The organism is Streptomyces sp. NPDC002577, assembly GCF_053594815.1.
In genome coordinates this window covers 25,588-46,159 of record NZ_JBSFWK010000005.1, presented here as the reverse complement: position 1 = coordinate 46,159, position 20,572 = coordinate 25,588, and the positions used below count along the sequence as shown (strand labels likewise).

Below are 20,572 nucleotides of genomic sequence, written 5' to 3'. Positions count from 1 at the left end.
CCCCCTTGCCCGTACCGATGAAGCCGATGAAGCCGGTCAAGCCGTCGCGGCAGCCGAGCCTGTGCAGCTGCCGCAGCCGCGCGGCGAAGTTAATGACCGTTAACCCATTTCCCTCAGGTTAACGACCGCTAACCTCCCTGTCTAGAATTACCGCATGGTCACCAGAACCGACGCCCCCACCCGGCGCGAGCAGATCCTCAAGGAAGCCGCACGGCTCTTCGCCGAGCGCGGCTTCCATGGCGTCGGCGTCGACGAGATAGGAGCCGCCGTCGGCATCAGCGGCCCCGGTCTCTACCGCCACTTCGCCGGCAAGGACGCGATGCTCGCCGAGCTGCTCGTGGGCATCAGCGGGCAGTTGCTGACCGGCGGCAAGCGGCGGGTCGCCGAGACCGACGGGGATCCCGAGGCGCTGCTCGACTCCCTCATCGAGGGGCACATCGACTTCGCGCTCGACGACCGTCCACTGATCACCCTGCACGACCGCGAGCTGGACCGCCTCCGGGAAAGCGACCGCAAGCTGGTCCGCCAGCTGCAGCGGCAGTACGTCGAGCTGTGGGTGGAGGTCGTCCGGCAGGTCTATCCGGACCTGGCCGAACCGGCGGCGCGGGCCTCCGTGCACGCGGTGTTCGGGCTGCTGAACTCGACTCCGCATCTGAGCCGGCCGGGGGCGCTGCCCGGGCGGGCGGCCACCGCGGATCTGCTGCACCGGCTTGCACGGGGGGCGTTCGCGGCGGCGGCCGGGAGCGGGGCCGTGAACCGGTCCGACGCGAGGTCCGTTAGAGGTGATGTGCCTTAGGCGTGGCCGCGTTCGACGTGACGTGCGTCTCTGGACGGTCGCGGTAACTGGCCGGTAACCTGGGTCTGAGCAAGCGCTTAGTCCTAAGTTTGTCTGCTTGTCAGTCCGCTGGTTCCGATGGTCGCGAGCCGTAACGAAGGAGCATGTCCGTGCGCCGTACCGTTTTCAATGAGGACCACGAGGCGTTCCGGGAGACCATCCGCGCCTTCATCGAGGCCGAGGTCGTACCGGTCCACGACGAGTGGTTCGCGGCCGGCCAGGCGCCGCGCGAGTTCTACTACAAGCTCGCCGAGCTCGGCGTCTTCGGCATCCGCGTCGGCGAGGAGTACGGCGGCGCCGGCATCGACTCGTACAAGTTCGAGGCCATCATGTACGAGGAGACCGCCCGCGCGGGTGTCTCCTTCGGCGGCTCCGGCGTGCACGTGCTGCTCGGCCTGCCGTACATCAAGCTGCTCGCCACCGACGAGCAGAAGAAGCGTTACCTGCCGAAGTTCGTCTCCGGCGAGGAGATGTGGGCGATCGCGATGACCGAGCCGGGCACCGGCTCCGACCTCGCGGGCATGAAGACCACCGCCAAGCTCTCCGAGGACGGCACGCACTACGTCCTCAATGGCGCCAAGACCTTCATCACCGGCGGCGTGCACGCCGACCGCATGATCGTCTGCGCCCGCACCGCGGCGCCCACCGCCGAGGACCGCCGCCACGGCATCTCCCTCTTCGTCGTGGACACCAAGGCCGAGGGTTACTCCGTCGGCCGCAAGCTCGACAAGCTGGGCCTGAAGACCTCCGACACCGCCGAGCTGGCGTTCGTCGACGTCAAGGTGCCCGTCGAGGACCTCCTCGGCGAGGAGAACAAGGGCTTCTACTACCTCGGCCACAACCTCGCCTCCGAGCGCTGGGGCATCGCCTTCGGCGCCTACGCGCAGGCCAAGGCCGCCGTCCGGTTCGCCAAGCAGTACGTCCAGGACCGCGTCGTCTTCGGCAAGCCCGTCGCCGCCTTCCAGAACACCAAGTTCGAGCTGGCCGCCTGCCAGGCCGAGGTGGACGCGGCCGAGGCCGTCGTCGACCGTGCGACGGAGGCCCTCGACGCCGGTGAGCTGACCCCCGCCGAGGCCGCCAGCGCCAAGCTGTTCACCACCGAGGTCGCCCACCGCGTGATCGACCGCTGCCTCCAGCTGCACGGCGGCTACGGCTTCATGAACGAGTACCCGATCGCCCGCCTGTACGCGGACAACCGCGTCAACCGCATCTACGGCGGCACCAGCGAGATCATGAAGACGATCATCGCCAAGGACATGGGCCTGTAGCCCCCAGAGGGCCTCTTGATCATCAGTCGTAACACGACACCGGCAAGCTAGCTGCATGCATCAAGCACTCCAGTCCCTGCTCGATCTGCTCGACCTCGAGCAGATCGAGCAGGACATGTTCCGCGGCCAGTCCCGCCCCTCCCTGGTTCCGCGCGTCTTCGGCGGCCAGGTCGCGGCGCAGGCCCTCGTCGCCGCCGGGCGCACCGTCCCCGGGGACCGGCACGCGCACTCCCTGCACTCGTACTTCCTGCGTGCGGGGGACCCCGGCGCCCCGATCGTCTACACGGTCGACCGCATCCGCGACGGGCGCTCCTTCACCACCCGCCGCGTGGTCGCCGTCCAGCACGGGCAGCCGATCTTCCATCTGTCCGCGTCCTTCCAGACGTACGAGGAAGGGCTCGAGCACCAGGCGGACATGCCGGCCGCGCCCGATCCCGAGACGCTGCCCACGGCCGCCGAGTCACTGCCGAAGTACGCGGACGTCTTCGGCGACCCCACCGTCGCGGAACGGATGCTCGAGGCGCGGGAAGCGGTCGATCTGCGGTACGTCGACGAACCGCCGTTCGGCACGGTCGGGCAGCTCCGTGAGCCGCGCTCGCAGGTCTGGTTCCGCACCAACGGCAAGCTTGTGGACGATCCGCTGCTGCACGTCTGCCTCGCCACCTATGTCTCCGACATGACGCTGCTCGACTCCGTGCTGCTCGCGCACGGGCGCGGCGGCTGGGCCATCGGCGACGTCGTCGGGGCGTCCCTCGACCACGCGATGTGGTTCCACCGGCCGTTCCGGGCCGACGAATGGCTCCTGTACGACCAGGAGTCGCCCTCCTCGTCCGGCGGGCGGGGGCTCGGGCAGGCCCGGATCTACACGCAGGACGGGCGGCTGGCCATCACCGTCATCCAGGAAGGCGTCGTGCGGGTGCCGCGGGCGAAGTGAGCCCGGCGGCGGGCGGGGCCTCGGCCCCGCTCCGCCGCGGCCTCGCTCATGCCTTGCTCATGCCTTGCTCATGCCTCGATCAGGCCGGCCTGTGCCAGCAGGTACGCCGTCATCGGGTCGTAGTGGCGCGGGTTCGTCACGTGGTCGTCGAGGGGAACCGTGACCTGGACGGTGCCCTCGGCCTCGCCGATGAAGAGCGCCGGGTCGTTGCAGTCCGCGTAGCCGACGGAGTCGATGCCGCGCTGACCCGCGCAGCCCGCCCAGCCGTGGTCGGCGACCACCAGGTCGGGCAGCGGGCGGCCCTCCTGCTCCAGGCCGTCCAGGATCGCCGCCATCGGCTCGGGCGAATGCGTGTGCCACAGGGTCGCACCGCGCTCAAGCACCGCGACGTCCGCGAACTGCCAGACGTAGCCCCCGTCCGCCTGCAGGCCCTCCGGGATCACCATGATCTCGCACCCGGCGGCGCGCAGCGCCGCGGCCGTCGCGCGGTGCACGTCGAGCAGGCCGCCCGGGTGACCGGTCGCGAACAGTACGCGCTGCCGGCCCGCGGCCGCCTTGCGCAGCCGGGCCGCCAGGCGGTCCAGGCCGTCGACCGTGAGCTCCGGGTCGATGGTGTCCTGCCCGTGCCGGTGCTTCGGATCGTCGTTGACACCGCACCGCTCGGCCATCACCGCGAGCACGTTCTGCTCGTCTGTCCAGCGGTCGCCGAGCTCCAGGCCGAGCCAGTAGTGGCGGTCGCCGTTCGCGAGCTTGCGGTAGTGGGAGAGGTTGTTCTCGCGGGGAGTGGCGACGTCGCCCGCTATGCGGGTGCGGACGAGATGGCCGACGAGGTCGGCGCGGCTGGGTGTCCCAGATATCGGCATGAGCCCCATTCTGCCGTCGGCTGCCCGGACGGGCGGCGGTGTCCCGGACGCTGGGACGCGCCTCACGTCCGCGCGGCCGTCCTCGCGCCCAGCGTCCGGCTACTCCGACTGCCTCAAACCGAACCACAGCTCCATGCGTACGTCCGGGTCGTCCAGGTCACTGTCGAGCAGTGCCGCGCAGCGGGCGATGCGCTGGCGGACGGTGTTGCGGTGGACCGAGAGGGCGACCGCTGTGCGGTCCCAGCTTCCGTGGAGGGAGAGCCAGGTGCGCAACGTCTCGGTCAGCGCGGCGCCCTGCGGGGTGCCCGTGAGCGGGGCGAGCAGCACGCGCGCGTGGGCGTCGGCTTCGTCCGGAGGGACGAGCGCGGCGAACCCGGAGCGGTCGCTGTGCGACACGAGCGGCGTACGCGTGGCCAGGGCCCGGGTCAGGGCCCTGGCGGCCTGCGCGTCGGCGACGCCGAGTTCGCGCGGCCCGCACGGCGCGCTCATTCCGAGCGTCCAGCCGGGTTGCTCGGCGACCTGACGGCCGGCAGGGACGAGGAGCCGTACGACGTCGCCGTCCACGTCCACGAGGGCGGTGCCCAGCGCGGCGCCCAGCGCGGCGGCGCTGACGGGGGCGACGGAAGCGGGGCCCGCCGTGCCGGTTACGCCCACTGCGTCCGCTGTGCCGGCTGCGCGTGGCGTCCCCGTCGGGTCCGCCGTGCCGGTCGAATCTGCCGAGCCCGCGGTGTACGCAGCGACTGCCATGTCCGCCATGTCCGCCATGTCTGCTGTGCGGACCGAGCGGTTGCCGCCCGTATCGCCGGCGCGGTCGTTCGTGGCGCTCCCGCGTGGGCCGCCACGACCAACGGCGCGGTCCCTGTCCTCGTCGTTTCCCCCTCGGCGGCCGAGTGCGCCGGCCGCACCCGCTCCTCCTCGGCAGCCGTCCGGCCGCGCGTGGGCCACGACCCACCGTTCGCCGCCCAGCAGCGGTGCCACCTCCTCCGGGGCGGCGCCCAGCAGCAGCCGGACCAGGGCTGTCGAGCGGGCGGCCCCCGTGGTGTTCTCGTGCTCCCCGGTGAGCAGCGAGAGAAGGACCACGGCGACGCCCGCGATCGTATGGTCGCCGGGGTCGCGGCGGGCGGTGGCGATGCCGAGCGCGAAGCCCTGGCCGCCGCCGAGCGCGTACGCGGTGAGGTGTACGCCGGCCGCGGTGTCGGCCGCCGCGGACGGGCGTGCGCCGGGGCCCCGGTTCCCGGAGCCCGGTCCCGTGCCGGTATCGGTGCCCGCCGCGCCTTCCGCAGGCCGTACCACCGACGCCAGCTCGGACAGGGCGCGCAGCGCCTGGCCCACGGGCGGGCGTCCCGCGGTCGCCGCCTGCGAACCGTCCGGGCCGAACAGCACAGCCCAGCCACCCAGGCGCTGCGCCAGCTGGCGCAGGACCGCCGGTACCGGATCGGGCCGGGCCGCCGCGACCGCGAGGCCCTGCTGGGCCTCCGTCACCCGGCGCAGCTCCGCGTGCCGGGCCTGGGCCATGAGGCCCCACACGGCGCGGGCGACCGCGCTGAAGGTGGTCCGCGGCGGCACCTCGACGAGCGGCAGCCCGTAGCGGTCGCAGGCCGTGATCAGGGCGCGCGGCACGGTGTCGTGCACCGGCGCGAGGCCGAAGCCGAGCGCCGCGCCGCCCGCCTGGACGATCCGGGACACGTAGTCGTCGAAGTACGACCCCGTGCCCGCGGCCTCCGTGGCGTGCACGCCCGCCGTGAGCAGCAGTTCGCCGCCGAGGAGATACGGATAGGGGTCGGCCATCTCGGAGGTGTGGGCCCACAGGATCATCGTCGGCTTGGCCGCGGGGCCGGCGATCTGGCGCAGCCCGAGGTCATCGCGGGCCAGCAGGGCGGCCAGCGGGACGGGCGGGGTCGGTGGGGCGGCGGGGTCCGGCACGGTGGACGTTCCCTCCATTTCGTTCCGGAGGAATGGATGAAACGTACACTTCAGCGCCGCATTCCGGCCACCTAGTGTCGTGCCGTCGGTGACCGCGGGTACGGGCGGATGTCCCCGCGCTCAGTCGCCGGCCACCGGGCCCGTGAGCCGAGCGCGCTCGCCGGCCTGCCCCCACCCATCTGCACGACACGCCACCGAGGCGCGCGAAGGAGGGCCCATATGGCCGTCGACTACACCGTGATCGTGGTCTATCTGGCCGGGATGCTCGCCATGGGCTGGTGGGGCATGCGCCGCGCCAAGTCGAAGAGCGAGTTCCTGGTCGCGGGCCGCCGGCTCGGCCCTGCCATGTACTCCGGCACCATGGCCGCCATCGTCCTGGGCGGCGCGTCCACCATCGGCGGCGTCGGTCTCGGCTACCAGTACGGGCTGTCGGGCGCCTGGATGGTCTTCACCATCGGCCTCGGCCTGCTCGCCCTGTCGGTCTTCTTCTCGGCCCGTATCGCGCGGCTGAAGGTCTACACCGTCTCCGAGATGCTCGACCTGCGCTACGGCGGCCGCGCCGGCGTCATCTCCGGTGTCGTGATGTGGGCGTACACGCTCATGCTCGCGGTCACGTCCACGATCGCGTACGCGACGATCTTCGACGTCCTCTTCGACATGAACCGGACGCTCGCGATCATCCTCGGCGGCTCGATCGTCGTCGCGTACTCGACGCTCGGCGGCATGTGGTCGATCACGCTCACCGACATGGTGCAGTTCGTCGTGAAGACCATCGGTGTGCTGCTCCTGCTGCTGCCCATCGCGGTCGTCAAGGCCGGCGGCTTCAGCGAGATGAAGGCCGAGCTGCCCACCGAGTACTTCGACCCGCTGGGCATCGGCGGCGAGACGATCTTCACCTATGTCCTGATCTATACGTTCGGCATGCTCATCGGGCAGGACATCTGGCAGCGCGTCTTCACCGCGCGCAGCGACAGGACCGCCAAGTGGGGCGGCACGGTCGCGGGCACGTACTGCCTGGCGTACGCCCTCGCGGGTGCCGTCATCGGTACGGCGGCCAAGGTGCTCTACCCGAAGCTGGACAGCGCGGACGACGCCTTCGCGACCATCGTCAAGGACGAACTGCCCATGGGCGTGCGCGGTCTCGTGCTGGCCGCCGCCCTCGCCGCGGTGATGTCCACGTCCTCCGGTGCGCTGATCGCGTGTGCGACCGTCGCCAACAACGACATCTGGTCGCGGCTGCGCGGCGCGGTCTCCAAGGGGGCCGACTCGGGCGAGGCGCACGACGAGGTGAAGGGCAACCGCGCCTTCATCCTGATCATGGGTGTCGCCGTGGTCTGCATCGCGATCGCCCTCAACGACGTGGTCGAGGCGCTGACCGTCGCGTACAACCTGCTCGTCGGCGGGCTGCTCGTGCCGATCCTCGGCGGGCTGCTGTGGCGGCGCGGCACGGTGCAGGGCGCGCTCGCGTCCGTCGTGGTCGGCGGTCTCGCCGTCATCGGGCTGATGTGGGGGTACGGCATCCTCGCCAACGAGCCCGTGTACTACGGCCTGCTGTCCTCGCTCGTCGCGTATGTCGTGGTCTCCCTGGCGACGAAGCCGACCGACCCGGCGGTGCTGGCGCACTGGCGCGAGCGGCTGGCGGGGCGGGGCGGCGAGGCTCCGGCGGTGGCCGATGCGGCCGTGACAGGCGCCGCGGGCGCCTGACCGACCCGTTCCTGCGCGGCCCGCTGCTGCGGCACGCCCCCGTTGCCGGACCGGCGTCGGTGACTGTCAGTGGGCCGCGCAACACTTGGCCGAGAAGATCCGCACCACCGGATCCGCACCACCGGACCCGCACCACCCGGATCCGCACCACCGGACCCGCACCACCCGGATCCACACCCCTGGATCCGTAGCACTTGGAGGAGTTCCACCGATGAACAGCACCGACCACCCGGTTATCGGCGGCGAGGGCAGCCCCCGCGGCCCCGTCGACTCCTCCCGTGTCCCGCGGTACGCCGGGCCTGCGACGTTCGCCCGGCTGCCGCGCATCGACCAGGTCGAAGCCGCCGACGTGGCCGTCGTGGGCGTGCCGTTCGACACGGGTGTCTCGTACCGGCCGGGCGCCCGCTTCGGTGGCAACGCGATCCGGGAGGCCTCGCGCCTGCTGCGGCCGTACAACCCGGCGCAGGACGCCTCGCCCTTCGCGCTCGCGCAGGTCGCGGACGCCGGTGACATCGCGGCCAACCCCTTCGACATCAACGAGGCCGTGGAGACCATCGAGGCCGCCGCGGACGAGATCCTCGGCACCGGCGCGCGGATGATGACGCTCGGCGGCGACCACACCATCGCGCTGCCGCTGCTGCGCTCGGTCGCGAAGAAGCACGGCCCGGTGGCGCTGCTGCACTTCGACGCGCACCTCGACACGTGGGACACGTACTTCGGCGCGGAGTACACGCACGGCACGCCGTTCCGCCGGGCCGTCGAGGAGGGCATCCTCGACACCTCCGCGCTCTCCCACGTCGGCACGCGCGGCCCGCTGTACGGCAAGCAGGACCTGACCGACGACGAGAAGATGGGCTTCGGCATCGTCACGTCCGCGGACATCTACCGGCGCGGCGCGGACGAGGTCGCCGACCAGCTGCGCCAGCGCATAGGCGAACGCCCGCTGTACATCTCCATCGACATCGACTGCCTCGACCCGGCGCACGCCCCCGGCACCGGCACCCCCGAGGCCGGCGGCATGACCTCGCGCGAGCTGCTCGAGATCCTGCGGGGGCTGGCCTCCTGCAACCTGGTCTCCGCGGACGTCGTGGAGGTCGCCCCCGCCTACGACCACGCCGAGATCACCGCCGTCGCCGCCTCGCACACCGCGTACGAGCTGACGACGATCATGTCCCGGCAGATCGCGGCGGCGCGTGAGGCGGCCGGTGAGGAAGGTGTGGCCAAGTGACCCACGACCACGACCTGGAGCTGCGTCCGACCGCCGCACAGACCGAGGCCGCGCTCAACCCCCCGGCGGGCCGCAACGGCGGCGACCTCGTCATCGAGACCCTGCAGGGCCTCGGCGCCACCACCGTCTTCGGGCTGCCGGGCCAGCACGCGCTCGGCATGTTCGACGCGCTGCGCCGCTCCTCCCTGCAGTACGTGGGGCTGCGCGTCGAGAACAACGCCGGGTTCGCCGCCGACGCGTACGGCCGGGTCACCGGTGAGGCGGCGCCGCTGCTGCTGTCGACGGGCCCGGGCGCGCTGACCTCGCTGGCCGCCCTCCAGGAGGCGGCGGCGGCGAGCGCCCCCGTCCTCGCCATCAGCAGCCAGATCCCGGTCGCCGGGCTCGGCGGCGGCCGCCACGGCTATCTGCACGAGCTGCCCGACCAGCAGGCGTCGTTCCGCGGCATCGTGAAGTCGGTGCACACGGTGCGTACGCAGTCCCAGATCCCCTCGGCGATCGCCGAGGCCTGGGAGTCGGCGCTGACCGCCCCGCACGGGCCCGTCTGGGTGGAGATCCCGCAGGACGTGCTGCTCGCCGAGACGGCCCTGCCCGTCGTCACGGCGGTCGACGCGACCCCGCACGACCTCGTCCCGCGCCCCGAGCTGACCGCGGTGGCGGCCGACCTGCTCTCGCGCGCCGAGCGCCCCGCGATCATCGCGGGCGGCGGTGTCGTACGGGCCGACGCGTCCGGGAAGCTGCGCGCCCTCGCGGAGAAGATCCAGGCCCCGGTCGTGACGACGTTCGGCGGCAAGGGCGCCTTCCCCTGGGAGCATCCGCTCTCGCTCCAGTCCTGGCTGGAGGACCGGCACACGACCGACTTCCTGGAGGACGCCGACGTCCTGCTGGTGGTGGGCTCGGGCCTGGGCGAGCTGTCGTCGAACTACGGCACGTTCAAGCCGCGCGGCCGCGTCATCCAGATCGAGGCCGACCTCGGCAAGCTGGAGTCCAACTACCCGGCGCTCGGCATCCACGCGGACGCGCGCCTGGCGCTGTCGGGGCTGCTGGAGACGGTGCAGGAGCGTCCTGACCCGACCGCACCGGAGCGCGTGGCGGCGCTCCTGGCCGAGGTCCGCGACCGGATCGCCGCCCAGGACCTCACCCTGGAGCAGCAGGTGCTCGCCGCCGTGCGCGCCGCCCTGCCCGACACGGCGCTGTCCTTCTGGGACATGACGATCCTGGCGTACTGGGCCTGGTCCGCGTTCGACGCCCGCCGGCCGAACACCATGCACTCGGCGCAGGGCGCGGGCGGCCTCGGCTACGCCTTCCCGGCGGCGCTCGGAGCGGCCGTCGCCGACCCCACCCGCCCGGTCCTGGCGGTCTCGGGCGACGGCGGCGCGCTGTACTCCATCGCCGAACTGGCCACGGCCAGGCAGCACGACCTCAACGTCACCTGGCTGATCGTCGACGACGGGGGCTACGGCATCCTGCGCGAATACATGACGGACGCCTTCGGCCAGGCCACGGCCACCGAGCTGTCCCGCCCGGACTACGCGGCCCTCGCGGAGTCGTTCGGTGTGCCGGGGGTCCGGACGAGCCCGGAGACCCTGGAGTCGGACCTGGCGAAGGCCCTGGCGGCACCCGGGCCGTCGGTGGTGGTGCTCCCGGCGGTGCTACGGATGTTCGCGCCGACGCATTTGGGGGGCCCGACGAACTGAGCCGGAGAGCTGCCCGCTCGGCACCCAAGATCGCACAGGGTCTAGGACCGAGGACCGGGCAGCCCTGCGACCTTGGTCCCCTCCTGCCCCCCGAATTGTTGCGGCGGGATGAAAACCGCACCCCGTGGCGTTGTGATCGTCCGGCGGCAGAGGACGAACGGGAGGCGCCGGCGTGGCAGTGCAGAAGGGTGCGGTCGGGCAGGGGGAGGAGCCCGGCTGGGCGCGGCGGCTTGCGGGGTACGCGTGGCGGTACCCGAAGGACGTCGTGCTCGCGCTCGGCTCGTCGCTCGCCGGTATGGGCGTCATGGCGCTCGTGCCGCTGATCATCAAGGTGATCATCGACGACGTGATCGAGGACAAGACGCGGTCCATGGCCGTCTGGGCCGGCGCGCTGATCGGCGCCGCCGTCCTCGTCTACGTCTTCACCTATGTGCGCCGCTACTACGGCGGCCGTCTCGCGCTCGACGTGCAGCACGACCTGCGTACCGAGATGTACGGGACGATCACCGGACTCGACGGGCGGCGGCAGGACGAACTGTCCACCGGGCAGGTCGTCGGGCGGGCCACCAGCGATCTCCAGCTCATCCAGAGCCTGCTCTTCATGTTGCCGATGACCATCGGCAACGTCCTGCTCTTCCTGATCTCCCTGGTGATCATGGCGTGGCTGTCGCTGCCGCTCACCCTCGTCGCGCTCGCCGTCGCCCCCGCCCTCTGGTACATCGCCCGGCGCAGCCGCTCCCGGCTGCACCCCGCCACCTGGTACGCGCAGGCGCAGGCAGCGGCCGTCGCGGGCGTCGTCGACGGGGCCGTGTCGGGTGTGCGCGTCGTCAAGGGCTTCGGGCAGGAGGAGCAGGAGACCGGGAAGCTCCGCGAGGTGAGCCGGCGGCTGTTCGCGGGGCGGCTGCGCACCATCCGGCTCAACGCCAGATACACCCCGGCCCTGCAGGCCGTCCCGGCCCTCGGGCAGGTCGCGATGCTGGCGCTCGGCGGCTGGCTGGCGGTGCGCGGGCAGGTCACGCTCGGTACGTTCGTGGCCTTCTCCAGCTATCTCGCGCAGCTCGTCGGCCCGGTCCGGATGCTCGCCGTGGTGCTTACCGTCGGCCAGCAGGCACGCGCGGGCGTGGAGCGCGTCCTCGAACTCATCGACACCGAGCCGAGCCTCAAGGACGGCACCACGGAGCTGCCCGCGGACGCCCCCGCGACCGTCGAGTTCGACGACGTGTCCTTCGCGTACGCGGACGGCCGGCCCGTCCTCGAAGGGCTGTCGTTCGAGATCCGGCCCGGTGAGACCGTCGCCGTCGTCGGCGCGTCCGGCTCCGGCAAGTCCACCGTCTCGCTGCTGCTGCCGCGCTTCTACGACGTGACGCACGGCGCCGTCCTCATCGGCGGCCGCGACGTGCGCGAACTGACCCTGGACTCGCTGCGCGCGGCCATCGGACTCGTACCGGAGGACAGCTTCCTCTTCTCCGACACCGTGCGCGCCAACATCGCGTACGGAAAGCCGGACGCCACCCAGGAGGAGATCGAGGCGGCCGCCCGCGCCGCCCAGGCCGACCGGTTCGTCTCCGAGCTCCCCGACGGCTACGACACGACGGTCGGCGAGCACGGGCTCACCCTCTCCGGCGGCCAGCGCCAGCGCGTCGCGCTCGCCCGCGCCATCCTCAGCGACCCGCGCCTCCTCGTCCTCGACGACGCCACCTCCGCGGTCGACGCGCGCGTGGAGCACGAGATCCACGAGGCGCTGGCCCAGGTGATGGAGGGCCGGACGACCCTGCTCATCGCCCACCGCCGCTCGACCCTCGGCCTCGCCGACCGCATCGCGGTGCTCGACGGCGGACGGCTCGCCGACATCGGCACGCACGAGGAGCTGCAGGAGCGCTCGGCCCTCTACCGGCGGCTGCTCACCGACCCCGACGAGATGGGCGGGGTCTCGCCCGGCCACCAGCCCCCGGCAGCCGAGCCCGAGGAGGACCGTTCCCTCCGCGCGGAGCTCGACGCCGAGTTCGACGCCGAGCGTGGCATCACCCCGCGCCTGTGGACCGGCGACCGCGAGCCCAAGGACACATCCCTGTCCGGAACGCCCGCCACGCCCGAACTCCTCGCCCAGGTCGAGGCACTGCCCCCCGCCGACGAGACGCCCGGCATCGACGAGGCCCGCGCGGTCACCGCCGAGGAGTCGTACGGACTGCGCAGGCTGCTGCGCGGCTTCGGCAGGCCCCTGCTGTTCTCACTCCTCCTGGTCGCCGTCGACGCGGGCATGGGACTGCTGCTGCCGGTGCTGATCCGGCACGGCATCGACGAGGGCGTCACGCGGATGGCGCTCGGTGCGGTGTGGGCGGCGGCCGGTCTCGGCCTGGTCGCCGTGCTCGTCCAGTGGGCCGCGCAGATCGGTGAGACGCGCATGACCGGACGGACCGGCGAACGCGTCCTGTACTCGCTCCGCCTGAAGATCTTCGCGCAACTGCAGCGGCTCGGACTCGACTACTACGAACGCGAGCTGACCGGCCGCATCATGACCCGCATGACCACGGACGTGGACGCGCTGTCCACGTTCCTGCAGACGGGCCTGGTCACCGCGTTCGTCTCCGTCGTCACCTTCTTCGGCATCATGGCCGCGCTGCTGGTGATCGACTTCCAGCTCGCACTCGTGGTCTTCGCGACGCTGCCGCCGCTGATCGTCGGCACGTACTTCTTCCGCAAGCAGAGCGTGAAGGCGTACGAACTCGCCCGTGAGCGCGTGTCGGTGGTCAACGCCGACCTGCAGGAGACGGTGTCCGGGCTGCGGATCGTGCAGGCGTTCAGGCGCGAGCGGCCCAGTGGGCGGCGGTTCGCGGAGCGCAGCGACAGCTACCGCCAGGCCCGGATCCGCGGCCAGTGGCTGATCTCCGTCTACTTCCCCTTCGTGCAGATGCTGTCGTCCGTCGCCGCGGCCGCCGTGCTGATCGTGGGCGCGGGACGCGTCGACGCCGGCACGCTCACGACCGGCGCCCTGGTCGCGTACCTCCTCTACATCGACCTGTTCTTCGCGCCCGTGCAGCAGCTGTCGCAGGTCTTCGACGGTTACCAGCAGGCCACTGTCTCGCTCGGCCGCATCCAGGAGCTGCTCCAGGAGCCGACGTCCACGAAGGCCGCCGCCGAGCCGCTCGACGTGCTGTCGCTGCGCGGCGAGATCGCCTTCGAGGACGTGACCTTCGCGTACGGGGAAGCCGACGAGAACGGAGACGTCGAAGAGGCTCTCAGCGGTGTCACACTGCACATCCCGGCCGGGCAGACCGTCGCCTTCGTCGGCGAGACGGGCGCCGGCAAGTCGACGCTCGTCAAGCTCGTCGCGCGGTTCTACGACCCGACGGACGGCCGCGTGACGGCGGACGGCACCGACCTGCGCGCCCTGGACCTGACCAGCTACCGCCACCGCCTGGGTGTCGTCCCGCAGGAGGCGTACCTCTTCTCCGGCACCGTCCGCGATGCCATCGCCTACGGCCGTCCCGAGGCCACGGACGCCGAGGTGGAGGCGGCGGCCCGTGCCGTCGGCGCGCACGACATGATCGCCAGGCTCGACGGCGGCTATCTGCACGAGGTCGCGGAGCGCGGCCGCAATCTCTCCGCCGGGCAGCGCCAGTTGATCGCGCTGGCCCGCGCCGAGCTCGTCGACCCGGACATCCTGCTCCTCGACGAGGCCACGGCATCCCTCGACCTGGCCACCGAGGCCCAGGTCAACCAGGCGACCGACCGGCTCGCCGGCAAGCGCACCACACTCGTCGTCGCGCACCGGCTCACCACGGCGGCCCGCGCGGACCGCGTCGTGGTGATGGCCGACGGCCGGGTCGCGGAGGAGGGCACCCACGACGAACTCCTCGCACGCGGGGGGCGGTACGCGGCGCTGTGGCGGACCTTCATCGGGGAGCCGGAGGAGACCGTGGAGGTCGGCACGGCTCCGTGACGGGAGGCCGGCACGGCCCGTGACGACTGGGGCACCTCCCGGATCCTCAAGGCCACCTCCCAGGCCCTTGAGGCACTGGGGGATGCCCCTGGTTCGTCCGTTCCACGGTGTGCATGCAACCACGGGCCCGGCGTGGCGCGTCCCGTTCACCAGTACGGTGATACTGGTGCGACAAGAGGGGCTGCAGTGGACATTGGTGCGATACGCCGGGGCCTCCGGCGCCGCAGCGTGCTCGGTACGGCCCTTCTGACGACGGTGGCGCTGCTACTCCTCGCGGGGCCTGGCAGCGGCACCGCCGCAGCAGCCTCCTCCCTCTGTCCCGGCCGCAAGGTCCGTACGCTCCCGTTCTCCACCGGTGAAGTACGTGTCTACAAGAGCCGTGGCTACATCTGCGCGGTGACCATGCCTAAACGTTCCGGCACGCGCACGCAGATGTCCGTCAGCGTGCAGGCGCGCGGCAGCCGTCCGGTGCGGGACAGCGGGAGCTACAGCCATCACGCGGGCCCGGTCACGGTGCACGCGGGCCACCGCTGTGTATGGATCAAGGGAGCCGTGGGTCCGGGCTCGGTGAGCTCGGGCTGGATCCTCTGCTGAGGGATCGCTGCTGGCGGATCTCTGCCGAGGGATCTCCCTCTCATTTCCCGCTCGCCTCAACTTCCCCTGGTGTCAGGTCAGTTGCTCCGCTAGGTTCCGGCGCATCTGTGTTCCATCAGGGGAGGGTGCATGCGCAAAGCAGTCAGCTGGCTGCTGTCGCTCGTGGTGCTGATCGGCACCCTGAGCGCGGCCGGTGCGGCCACCGCCGCAGAACCGGCGGCCGCCGACACCGACATCAAGGACCGGCTTCTGGCCATACCCGGCATGAGCCTGATCGAGGAGAAGCCCTACGACGGCTACCGCTACTTCGTCCTCGACTACACCCAGCCGGTCGACCACCGGCACCCGTCCAAGGGCACCTTCGAGCAGCGCATCACGGTGCTGCACAAGGACGCCAGCCGCCCGACCGTCTTCTCCACATCGGGCTACAACGTCTCCACCACGCCAAGCCGTTCCGAGCCGACGCGCATCGTCGACGGCAACCAGGTGTCGTTGGAGTACCGCTTCTTCACGCCCTCCCGGCCCGACCCGGCCGACTGGTCCGCACTCGACATCTGGCAGGCCGCGAGCGACCAGCACCGCGTCTTCGAGGCGCTGAAGCCCGTCTACGGCAAGAACTGGCTCGCCACCGGCGGCTCGAAGGGCGGTATGACCGCCACGTACTACGAGCGGTTCTATCCGCACGACATGGACGGCGTCGTCGCGTACGTCGCGCCCAACGACGTGGTGAACAACGAGGACTCGGCGTACGACGCGTTCTTCGACAAGGTCGGCACCAAGGAGTGCCGCGACAGGCTGAACGCGGTGCAGCGCGAGGCGCTGGTACGGCGTGAGCCGCTGGAGAAGAAGTACGCCGCGTACGCCGAGGACAACGGCTACACGTTCACAACCGTCGGCTCGCTCGACAAGGCGTACGAGGCGGTCGTGCTCGACCTGGTGTGGGGCTTCTGGCAGTACCACCTCGAGGACGAGTGCGCAGACGTGCCCGACGCGTCGACCGCGACCGACCAGGAGATCTTCGACTACGTCGACGCGATCTCCGGCTGGTCCTTCTACTCCGACCAGGGGCTCGAGCCCTACACGCCGTACTACTACCAGGCGGGCACCCAGCTCGGCGCGCCCACCATCCAGCAGCCCTGGCTGGGCGGTCTCTCCCGGTACGGGTACCAGCCGCCGCGGAACTTCGTGCCGCGGTCCATTCCGATGACGTTCCAGCCGTGGGTGATGCGGGACGTGGACAGCTGGGTGCGGCACGACGCGCGGCAGATGCTGTTCGTCTACGGCGAGAACGATCCGTGGGGTGCCGAGCGCTTCCGGCTCGGGAAGGGGGCGCGGGACTCGTACGTGTTCACGGCGCCGGGGGCCAACCATGGTGCGCGGGTCGCGGGTCTGGCGGAGGCCGATCGCGACCTTGCGACGGCGCGGATTCTTGCGTGGGCGGGGGTTTCGGCCGCGGCTTCGGCCGAGGCGAAGCCGCTGGCCGCGTATGACGCGAAGCTGGACCGGCAGCAGCTCCGGCGAGAGCCGGCACTGCGGCCGTAGGCTGCCCTGTTTGTGGGCAGGCGTTCCGCCCCAGCGGAACGCCTGCCCACAGCGGAGCGGCGGAGCCGCCCGCAGAGGTGGCGGCGTCAGACGCGGACCGCGCAGCCCACCGGCAGCGTGCCGCCCAGTTCGACGTACAGGGCCGTCGACGACGGGCACTTGGGGCGGGACGTGACCGCCTTCGTCACCCGGTACTCGGGGGCCTTCTTGCCCTTGCCGTCGCACGACGTCTCGCGAACCTCCCCGCGCCCCGCCGAGTACACGCAGTCCCCGACGATCGTGCGCGGCCCCCCGCCGCCCCCGGGATCCCCGGGGTGCGGCGCCTCGAGGTTGCGCATGCACGCGTACCCCTGCGGCACCGCCCCGTCGCCGTCCTCGTCCAGGGCCGGACTGCTCTCGCTGATGTGCAGCACGAAGTCGGTGCGCTCGGGGCACGACGGCCCCTCCGACACGCCGCCGTCGTAGCGCGCGATGACCCGTGCCGCCGCCTTCTCGCTGGTGCACGACACCTCGGTGAACGTCTCGCGCCCCCGCGAACTGCACTCGTCGAGGGCGAGGAACACCGCGCCGTACCCCGAGGGCCGGGTCGGCGACGGTTGCCCGCCGAGCCTGCCGTCCTCCGAACCCGCCCCCGATGGCGGGGACTTCTGACACCCCGTGAGCGCCGCTGCGGCGACCAGCAGCGCGCACACCACCCCCGCGGTCCGCGCGTTGAGCATGACCAACCCCCCATAGATCCATCAAGCGTGACCTGCCGGAACGGGCACACGCCAGATGTGCAGGGGATTTGCGTCTCTTGGGGGTGGTGCGCCGGGTGTCCGGCGTACCTCGCGTACGCCGGAGTGCGCAGCTAGTACGACAGTCCGTAGCCGATCGGATACAGCACCTGCGACGGGTCGTCCGCCCGCTGCACCGGAACCGGCAGCCTGCCCTCCGGTTGTGCGCGGCCCGCGATCACCCGTACCGCGGCGCGCAGTTCCACGTCCGTCCAGGAGTACGCGGCGAGACACGCGCCGACGCCGGGCAGCTGCGCCACGTCGTACGGGTTGCGGATCGCCACCGCGACGACCGGTACGCCCGTTGCGACCAGCGCGTCGACGAGGGTGCGCTGCGAGCTGCCGGCCGTGACGTTGTACGTGCCGACGACCACCGCGTCCTTGCCCCGGGCCGCCGCCACCGCCTCGTCGATCTTCGCCTGGGTGGGTGCCGTACCGGTGGACAGGGCGGTGGCGGAGAAGCCCGACTCCGTGAGCGCACCCGCCAGCACGGTTGTCGGCGGGCCGGTCGTGCCGGACGGGGAGGCCGGGTCCGCGCCCACGACCAGCACGTTCTTGTGGGTGAGGCGTGACAGTGGCAGCAGGCCCTGCTCGTTGACGAGCAGCGTCGTCGTCTCCTCGGCGATGCGGTCCGCCGCCGCGAGATGCGCGTCGGTGCCCACGGTCCGGTCGACGCCGTCATGGGAGACGTACGGGTCCTTGAAGAGCCCCAGCTTCGCCTTGAGCCGGAGGATGCGCAGGATCGACTCGTCGAGGCGCGTCTCCGTCAGCTCCCCGCTCTTGACCGCGTTCAGTACCGCGTTCCAGGCGATGTCGAGGCTCGGCGGGTTCAGCAGCTGGTCGACGCCCGCCCTGAGGGCGAGGACGGGGACGCGGTCGTCGCCGTACTTCTGGCGTACGCCCGCCATGCCGAGCGAGTCCGTCACCACCACACCGTCGTAGCCGAGCTGTTCGCGCAGGATGCCCGTGAGGATGGGGTGCGAGAGGGTGGCCGGGTCGCCGGCCGGGTCGAGCGCCGGGACCATGATGTGCGCGGTCATGACCGAGTCGATGCCGGCCGCTATCGCCGCCCGGAACGGGGGCGCGTCCAGCCGGCCCCACTGCTCCGTGGTGTGCTCGATGACCGGGAAGCCGTAGTGGCTGTCGGTCGCCGTGTCGCCGTGCCCGGGGAAGTGCTTGGACGTCGCGGCGATGTCCGCGCTCTGGTAGCCCTTGACCTGCGCGGCGACCAGTCCGGCCACGGCGTCGGGGTCTGCGCCGAAGGAGCGTACGCCGATGACGGGGTTGGCCGGGTTGACGTTCACGTCGGCGACGGGCGCGTAGTTCTGCCGGATTCCCATCGCCCGCAGCTCGGCTCCGGCGATCTGCGCGGCCCGGCGCGCGTCGGACCGCGAGCCCCCGGCGCCGAGCGCCATCGCGCCCGGGAACAGCGTCGCGGGCTTGCCCACGCGCGCGACGATGCCGTGTTCCTGGTCGGTGGAGATGAGAAGGGGAAGCCCGTTCGGTTGCGAGAGTCCGGCCTGCTGGATGCCGTTGGACAGGTCCGCGATCTGGTGCGGATCACGGGTGTTGTGGGCCCAGGCGAAGTAGATGATGCCGCCCACGCGGTACTTGGCGATGAGCTCGGCGGCCGTCCCGACCCCGATCTCCTTGAGGTTGGCGTCGATGTCGGCCTGGTCGGGTTCGGTCGCGGAGTGGCCGTACACCCGCATCACGAAGAGCTGGCCGACCTTCTCCTCGAGGCTCATACGGGAGATGAGCCCCTTGAGCCTGTCGTCCTGGCCGCTGTCCGTGGCGGCGTCCGCGTGTGCCGTGCCGGCGCCCGCGGCCATCGCCGCGGCCGCGCCCGCGGTGGCCGCGAGGAGAGTGCGTCTGGAGGTTCCGGAGTGTCTGTACTGCACGTGCGCTCCTTCCGGAGGAGATCCCGGGGATCCATGGAGGGGCGTGGTGAAGAAAGGCGATGAAGGAAACTTCCGCGACGCCACGGATATCCTGACAATTTCTTCCAGTCAAGGGTGTGTGCGAGGGCCGTGGCGGGAACGCGCATGGTGGGGACGGCGCAACAGGGAGCGGGCAGGCCCGTCATGAGGGGCCGTCACCGGCGCATTGGAGGGGGGCGCGCCGGTGACGGCGTGCTGCCGGCCGCAGGCGGTGGAGAGGGTGGTCAGCGTTCGCAGCCAGCAGCGAGGCCGACACCGCCCTGCGGAGACTCATCCGTCAGCATGCCGCTTTGACGCGGCTGCATGGGCACGGGTTCCCTGAATTGCGGAGATTCCGCGAAGTTGGTGCGCCGGCGCTCACCGAGGCGCGTGTGCCGAGACCTGAGGCCAGTGGGCCTGCAGGGTCCGAACGGTCTCCGCGATCGCGGGCCGCCGCGCCGCCCCCGTCCGCCACAGCGCGTACAACCGCCGTACGGGCATGGGGTCGAGGCGCACCTCGACGACACCGTCGGGCAGCGGACCGCGCCCAAGGCGGGGCAGCAACGCGATGCCGAGCCCGGCCGCGACGAGCGCGACCAGCGTCGGATTCTCCTCCGCCTGGTGCGCGATGTCCGGCTCGCAACCGGCCGCGCGCAGCGTGCGCACCAGCCAGTCGTGACAGACCCGCCCCGGCGGCTGGCAGACCCACCGCTCCCGCTTCAGATCCTCGCGGCGTACGGACTCCCGTCCTGCCAGGGGATGTCCGACCGGTACGAGCAGGTCGCACAGGTCCTCGCCGATGACGGCCTGTTCGACGCCTGGCGGGGCGGGCAGCGGCGCGATGTCCCAGTCGTGCGCGACTGCCACGTCGACGGCGCCCTTGGCCACCAGGTCGACGGAGAGATGCGGGTCGACCTCGGTCAGCCGGGCGTCCAGCGCCGGATGGCGTACGGCCAGGTCGGCCAGTACGCGGGGGAGCAGGCCGCGCGCCGCCGAGGCGAACGCGGCCACGGTCAGCCGCCCGGCGGGCAGTCCGCGCCGCTCCTCCAACTCCGTCTCGGCGCGCTCGACGATCGCCAGCAACTCCTGGGCAGTGTCGACGAGCCGGTACGCCTCGTCGGTGAGCCGGACCCCGCGCCCATGCCGTTCGAGCAGGACCGTCCGGGTCTCCCGCTCCAGCTTCGCCAGCTGCTGCGACACCGCTGACGGGGTGTAGCCGAGGGCGGCCGCCGCCGCGCCGACGGTGCCGTGGACGGAGACGGCGTGCAGGGCGCGCAGCCGTTGGAGATCGAGCATGGGGACCCCTCGCGTCAGCTCAGGCAGGCAGTTGCGTAAGCGATGCTTCATCCAAC

At 71.6% G+C, this 20,572-nt stretch carries 14 protein-coding genes; 9 read left to right on the top strand and 5 right to left on the bottom strand.

The window, feature by feature from the left end:
* The first annotated feature begins 154 nt into the window (after positions 1-154).
* The 3 genes from ACWD4J_RS09560 to tesB all read left to right on the top strand — a co-directional run bounded on the left by ACWD4J_RS09560 (position 155) and on the right by tesB (position 3,037).
* The gene (locus ACWD4J_RS09560) at positions 155-796 is read left to right on the top strand and encodes an SACE_7040 family transcriptional regulator (RefSeq protein ID WP_451394760.1); all 642 of its coding nucleotides are present in this window, start codon (positions 155-157) and stop codon (positions 794-796) included.
* Positions 797-945: 149 nt separating this feature from the next.
* A complete protein-coding gene (locus ACWD4J_RS09555; RefSeq protein ID WP_451394759.1) occupies positions 946-2,103 on the top strand; it encodes an acyl-CoA dehydrogenase family protein in 1,158 nt (385 codons plus the stop codon).
* Positions 2,104-2,158: 55 nt separating this feature from the next.
* On the top strand, positions 2,159-3,037 hold the full coding sequence (gene tesB / locus ACWD4J_RS09550; RefSeq protein ID WP_451394758.1) for an acyl-CoA thioesterase II: 879 nt from the start codon (positions 2,159-2,161) through the stop codon (positions 3,035-3,037).
* Positions 3,038-3,105: 68 nt separating this feature from the next.
* Here tesB and ACWD4J_RS09545 read toward each other — a convergent pair whose 3' ends face one another.
* Both ACWD4J_RS09545 and ACWD4J_RS09540 read right to left on the bottom strand, forming a co-directional pair.
* Entirely contained in the window at positions 3,106-3,900 is a 795-nt protein-coding gene (locus ACWD4J_RS09545; protein WP_451394757.1) for a phosphatase, read from the bottom strand.
* 99 nt (positions 3,901-3,999) lie between these two features.
* Positions 4,000-5,841: a PucR family transcriptional regulator gene (locus tag ACWD4J_RS09540; RefSeq protein WP_451394756.1), complete on the bottom strand. Its 1,842-nt coding sequence runs from the start codon at positions 5,839-5,841 to the stop codon at positions 4,000-4,002.
* 201 nt (positions 5,842-6,042) lie between these two features.
* On the opposite strand from ACWD4J_RS09540, the gene ACWD4J_RS09535 reads away from it, so the two are divergent.
* The 6 genes from ACWD4J_RS09535 to ACWD4J_RS09510 all read left to right on the top strand — a co-directional run bounded on the left by ACWD4J_RS09535 (position 6,043) and on the right by ACWD4J_RS09510 (position 16,525).
* Complete coding sequence (locus ACWD4J_RS09535; protein WP_451394755.1) at positions 6,043-7,527, top strand: sodium:solute symporter; 1,485 nt, start codon at positions 6,043-6,045, stop codon at positions 7,525-7,527.
* 211 nt (positions 7,528-7,738) lie between these two features.
* Entirely contained in the window at positions 7,739-8,755 is a 1,017-nt protein-coding gene (speB, locus tag ACWD4J_RS09530; protein ID WP_451394754.1) for an agmatinase, read from the top strand.
* Positions 8,752-10,449 carry a thiamine pyrophosphate-binding protein gene (locus ACWD4J_RS09525; protein WP_451394753.1) on the top strand — a complete coding sequence of 566 codons (1,698 nt, stop codon included), beginning with the start codon at positions 8,752-8,754 and terminating at the stop codon, positions 10,447-10,449. The genes speB and ACWD4J_RS09525 overlap by 4 nt, the downstream gene beginning before the upstream one ends.
* A 178-nt stretch (positions 10,450-10,627) precedes the next feature.
* The gene (locus tag ACWD4J_RS09520) at positions 10,628-14,389 is read left to right on the top strand and encodes an ABC transporter ATP-binding protein (protein ID WP_451394971.1); all 3,762 of its coding nucleotides are present in this window, start codon (positions 10,628-10,630) and stop codon (positions 14,387-14,389) included.
* A 186-nt stretch (positions 14,390-14,575) separates the two neighbouring features.
* A complete protein-coding gene (locus tag ACWD4J_RS09515; protein WP_451394752.1) occupies positions 14,576-14,983 on the top strand; it encodes a hypothetical protein in 408 nt (135 codons plus the stop codon).
* Positions 14,984-15,112: 129 nt separating this feature from the next.
* Positions 15,113-16,525, top strand: a complete 1,413-nt coding sequence (locus tag ACWD4J_RS09510; protein WP_451394751.1) for an aminopeptidase — start codon at positions 15,113-15,115, stop codon at positions 16,523-16,525.
* A gap of 86 nt (positions 16,526-16,611) precedes the next feature.
* On the opposite strand, the gene ACWD4J_RS09505 is transcribed toward ACWD4J_RS09510, so the two are convergent.
* The 3 genes from ACWD4J_RS09505 to ACWD4J_RS09495 all read right to left on the bottom strand — a co-directional run bounded on the left by ACWD4J_RS09505 (position 16,612) and on the right by ACWD4J_RS09495 (position 20,516).
* Positions 16,612-17,244, bottom strand: a complete 633-nt coding sequence (locus tag ACWD4J_RS09505) for a hypothetical protein (RefSeq protein ID WP_451394750.1) — start codon at positions 17,242-17,244, stop codon at positions 16,612-16,614.
* Between the two features lie 131 nt (positions 17,245-17,375).
* Positions 17,376-19,133 (bottom strand): glycoside hydrolase family 3 protein, encoded by a 1,758-nt coding sequence (locus tag ACWD4J_RS09500; RefSeq protein ID WP_451394970.1) that lies wholly within the window; start codon positions 19,131-19,133, stop codon positions 17,376-17,378.
* Between the two features lie 465 nt (positions 19,134-19,598).
* The gene (locus tag ACWD4J_RS09495) at positions 19,599-20,516 is read right to left on the bottom strand and encodes a LysR family transcriptional regulator (RefSeq protein WP_451394749.1); all 918 of its coding nucleotides are present in this window, start codon (positions 20,514-20,516) and stop codon (positions 19,599-19,601) included.
* Positions 20,517-20,572: the final 56 nt, after the last annotated feature.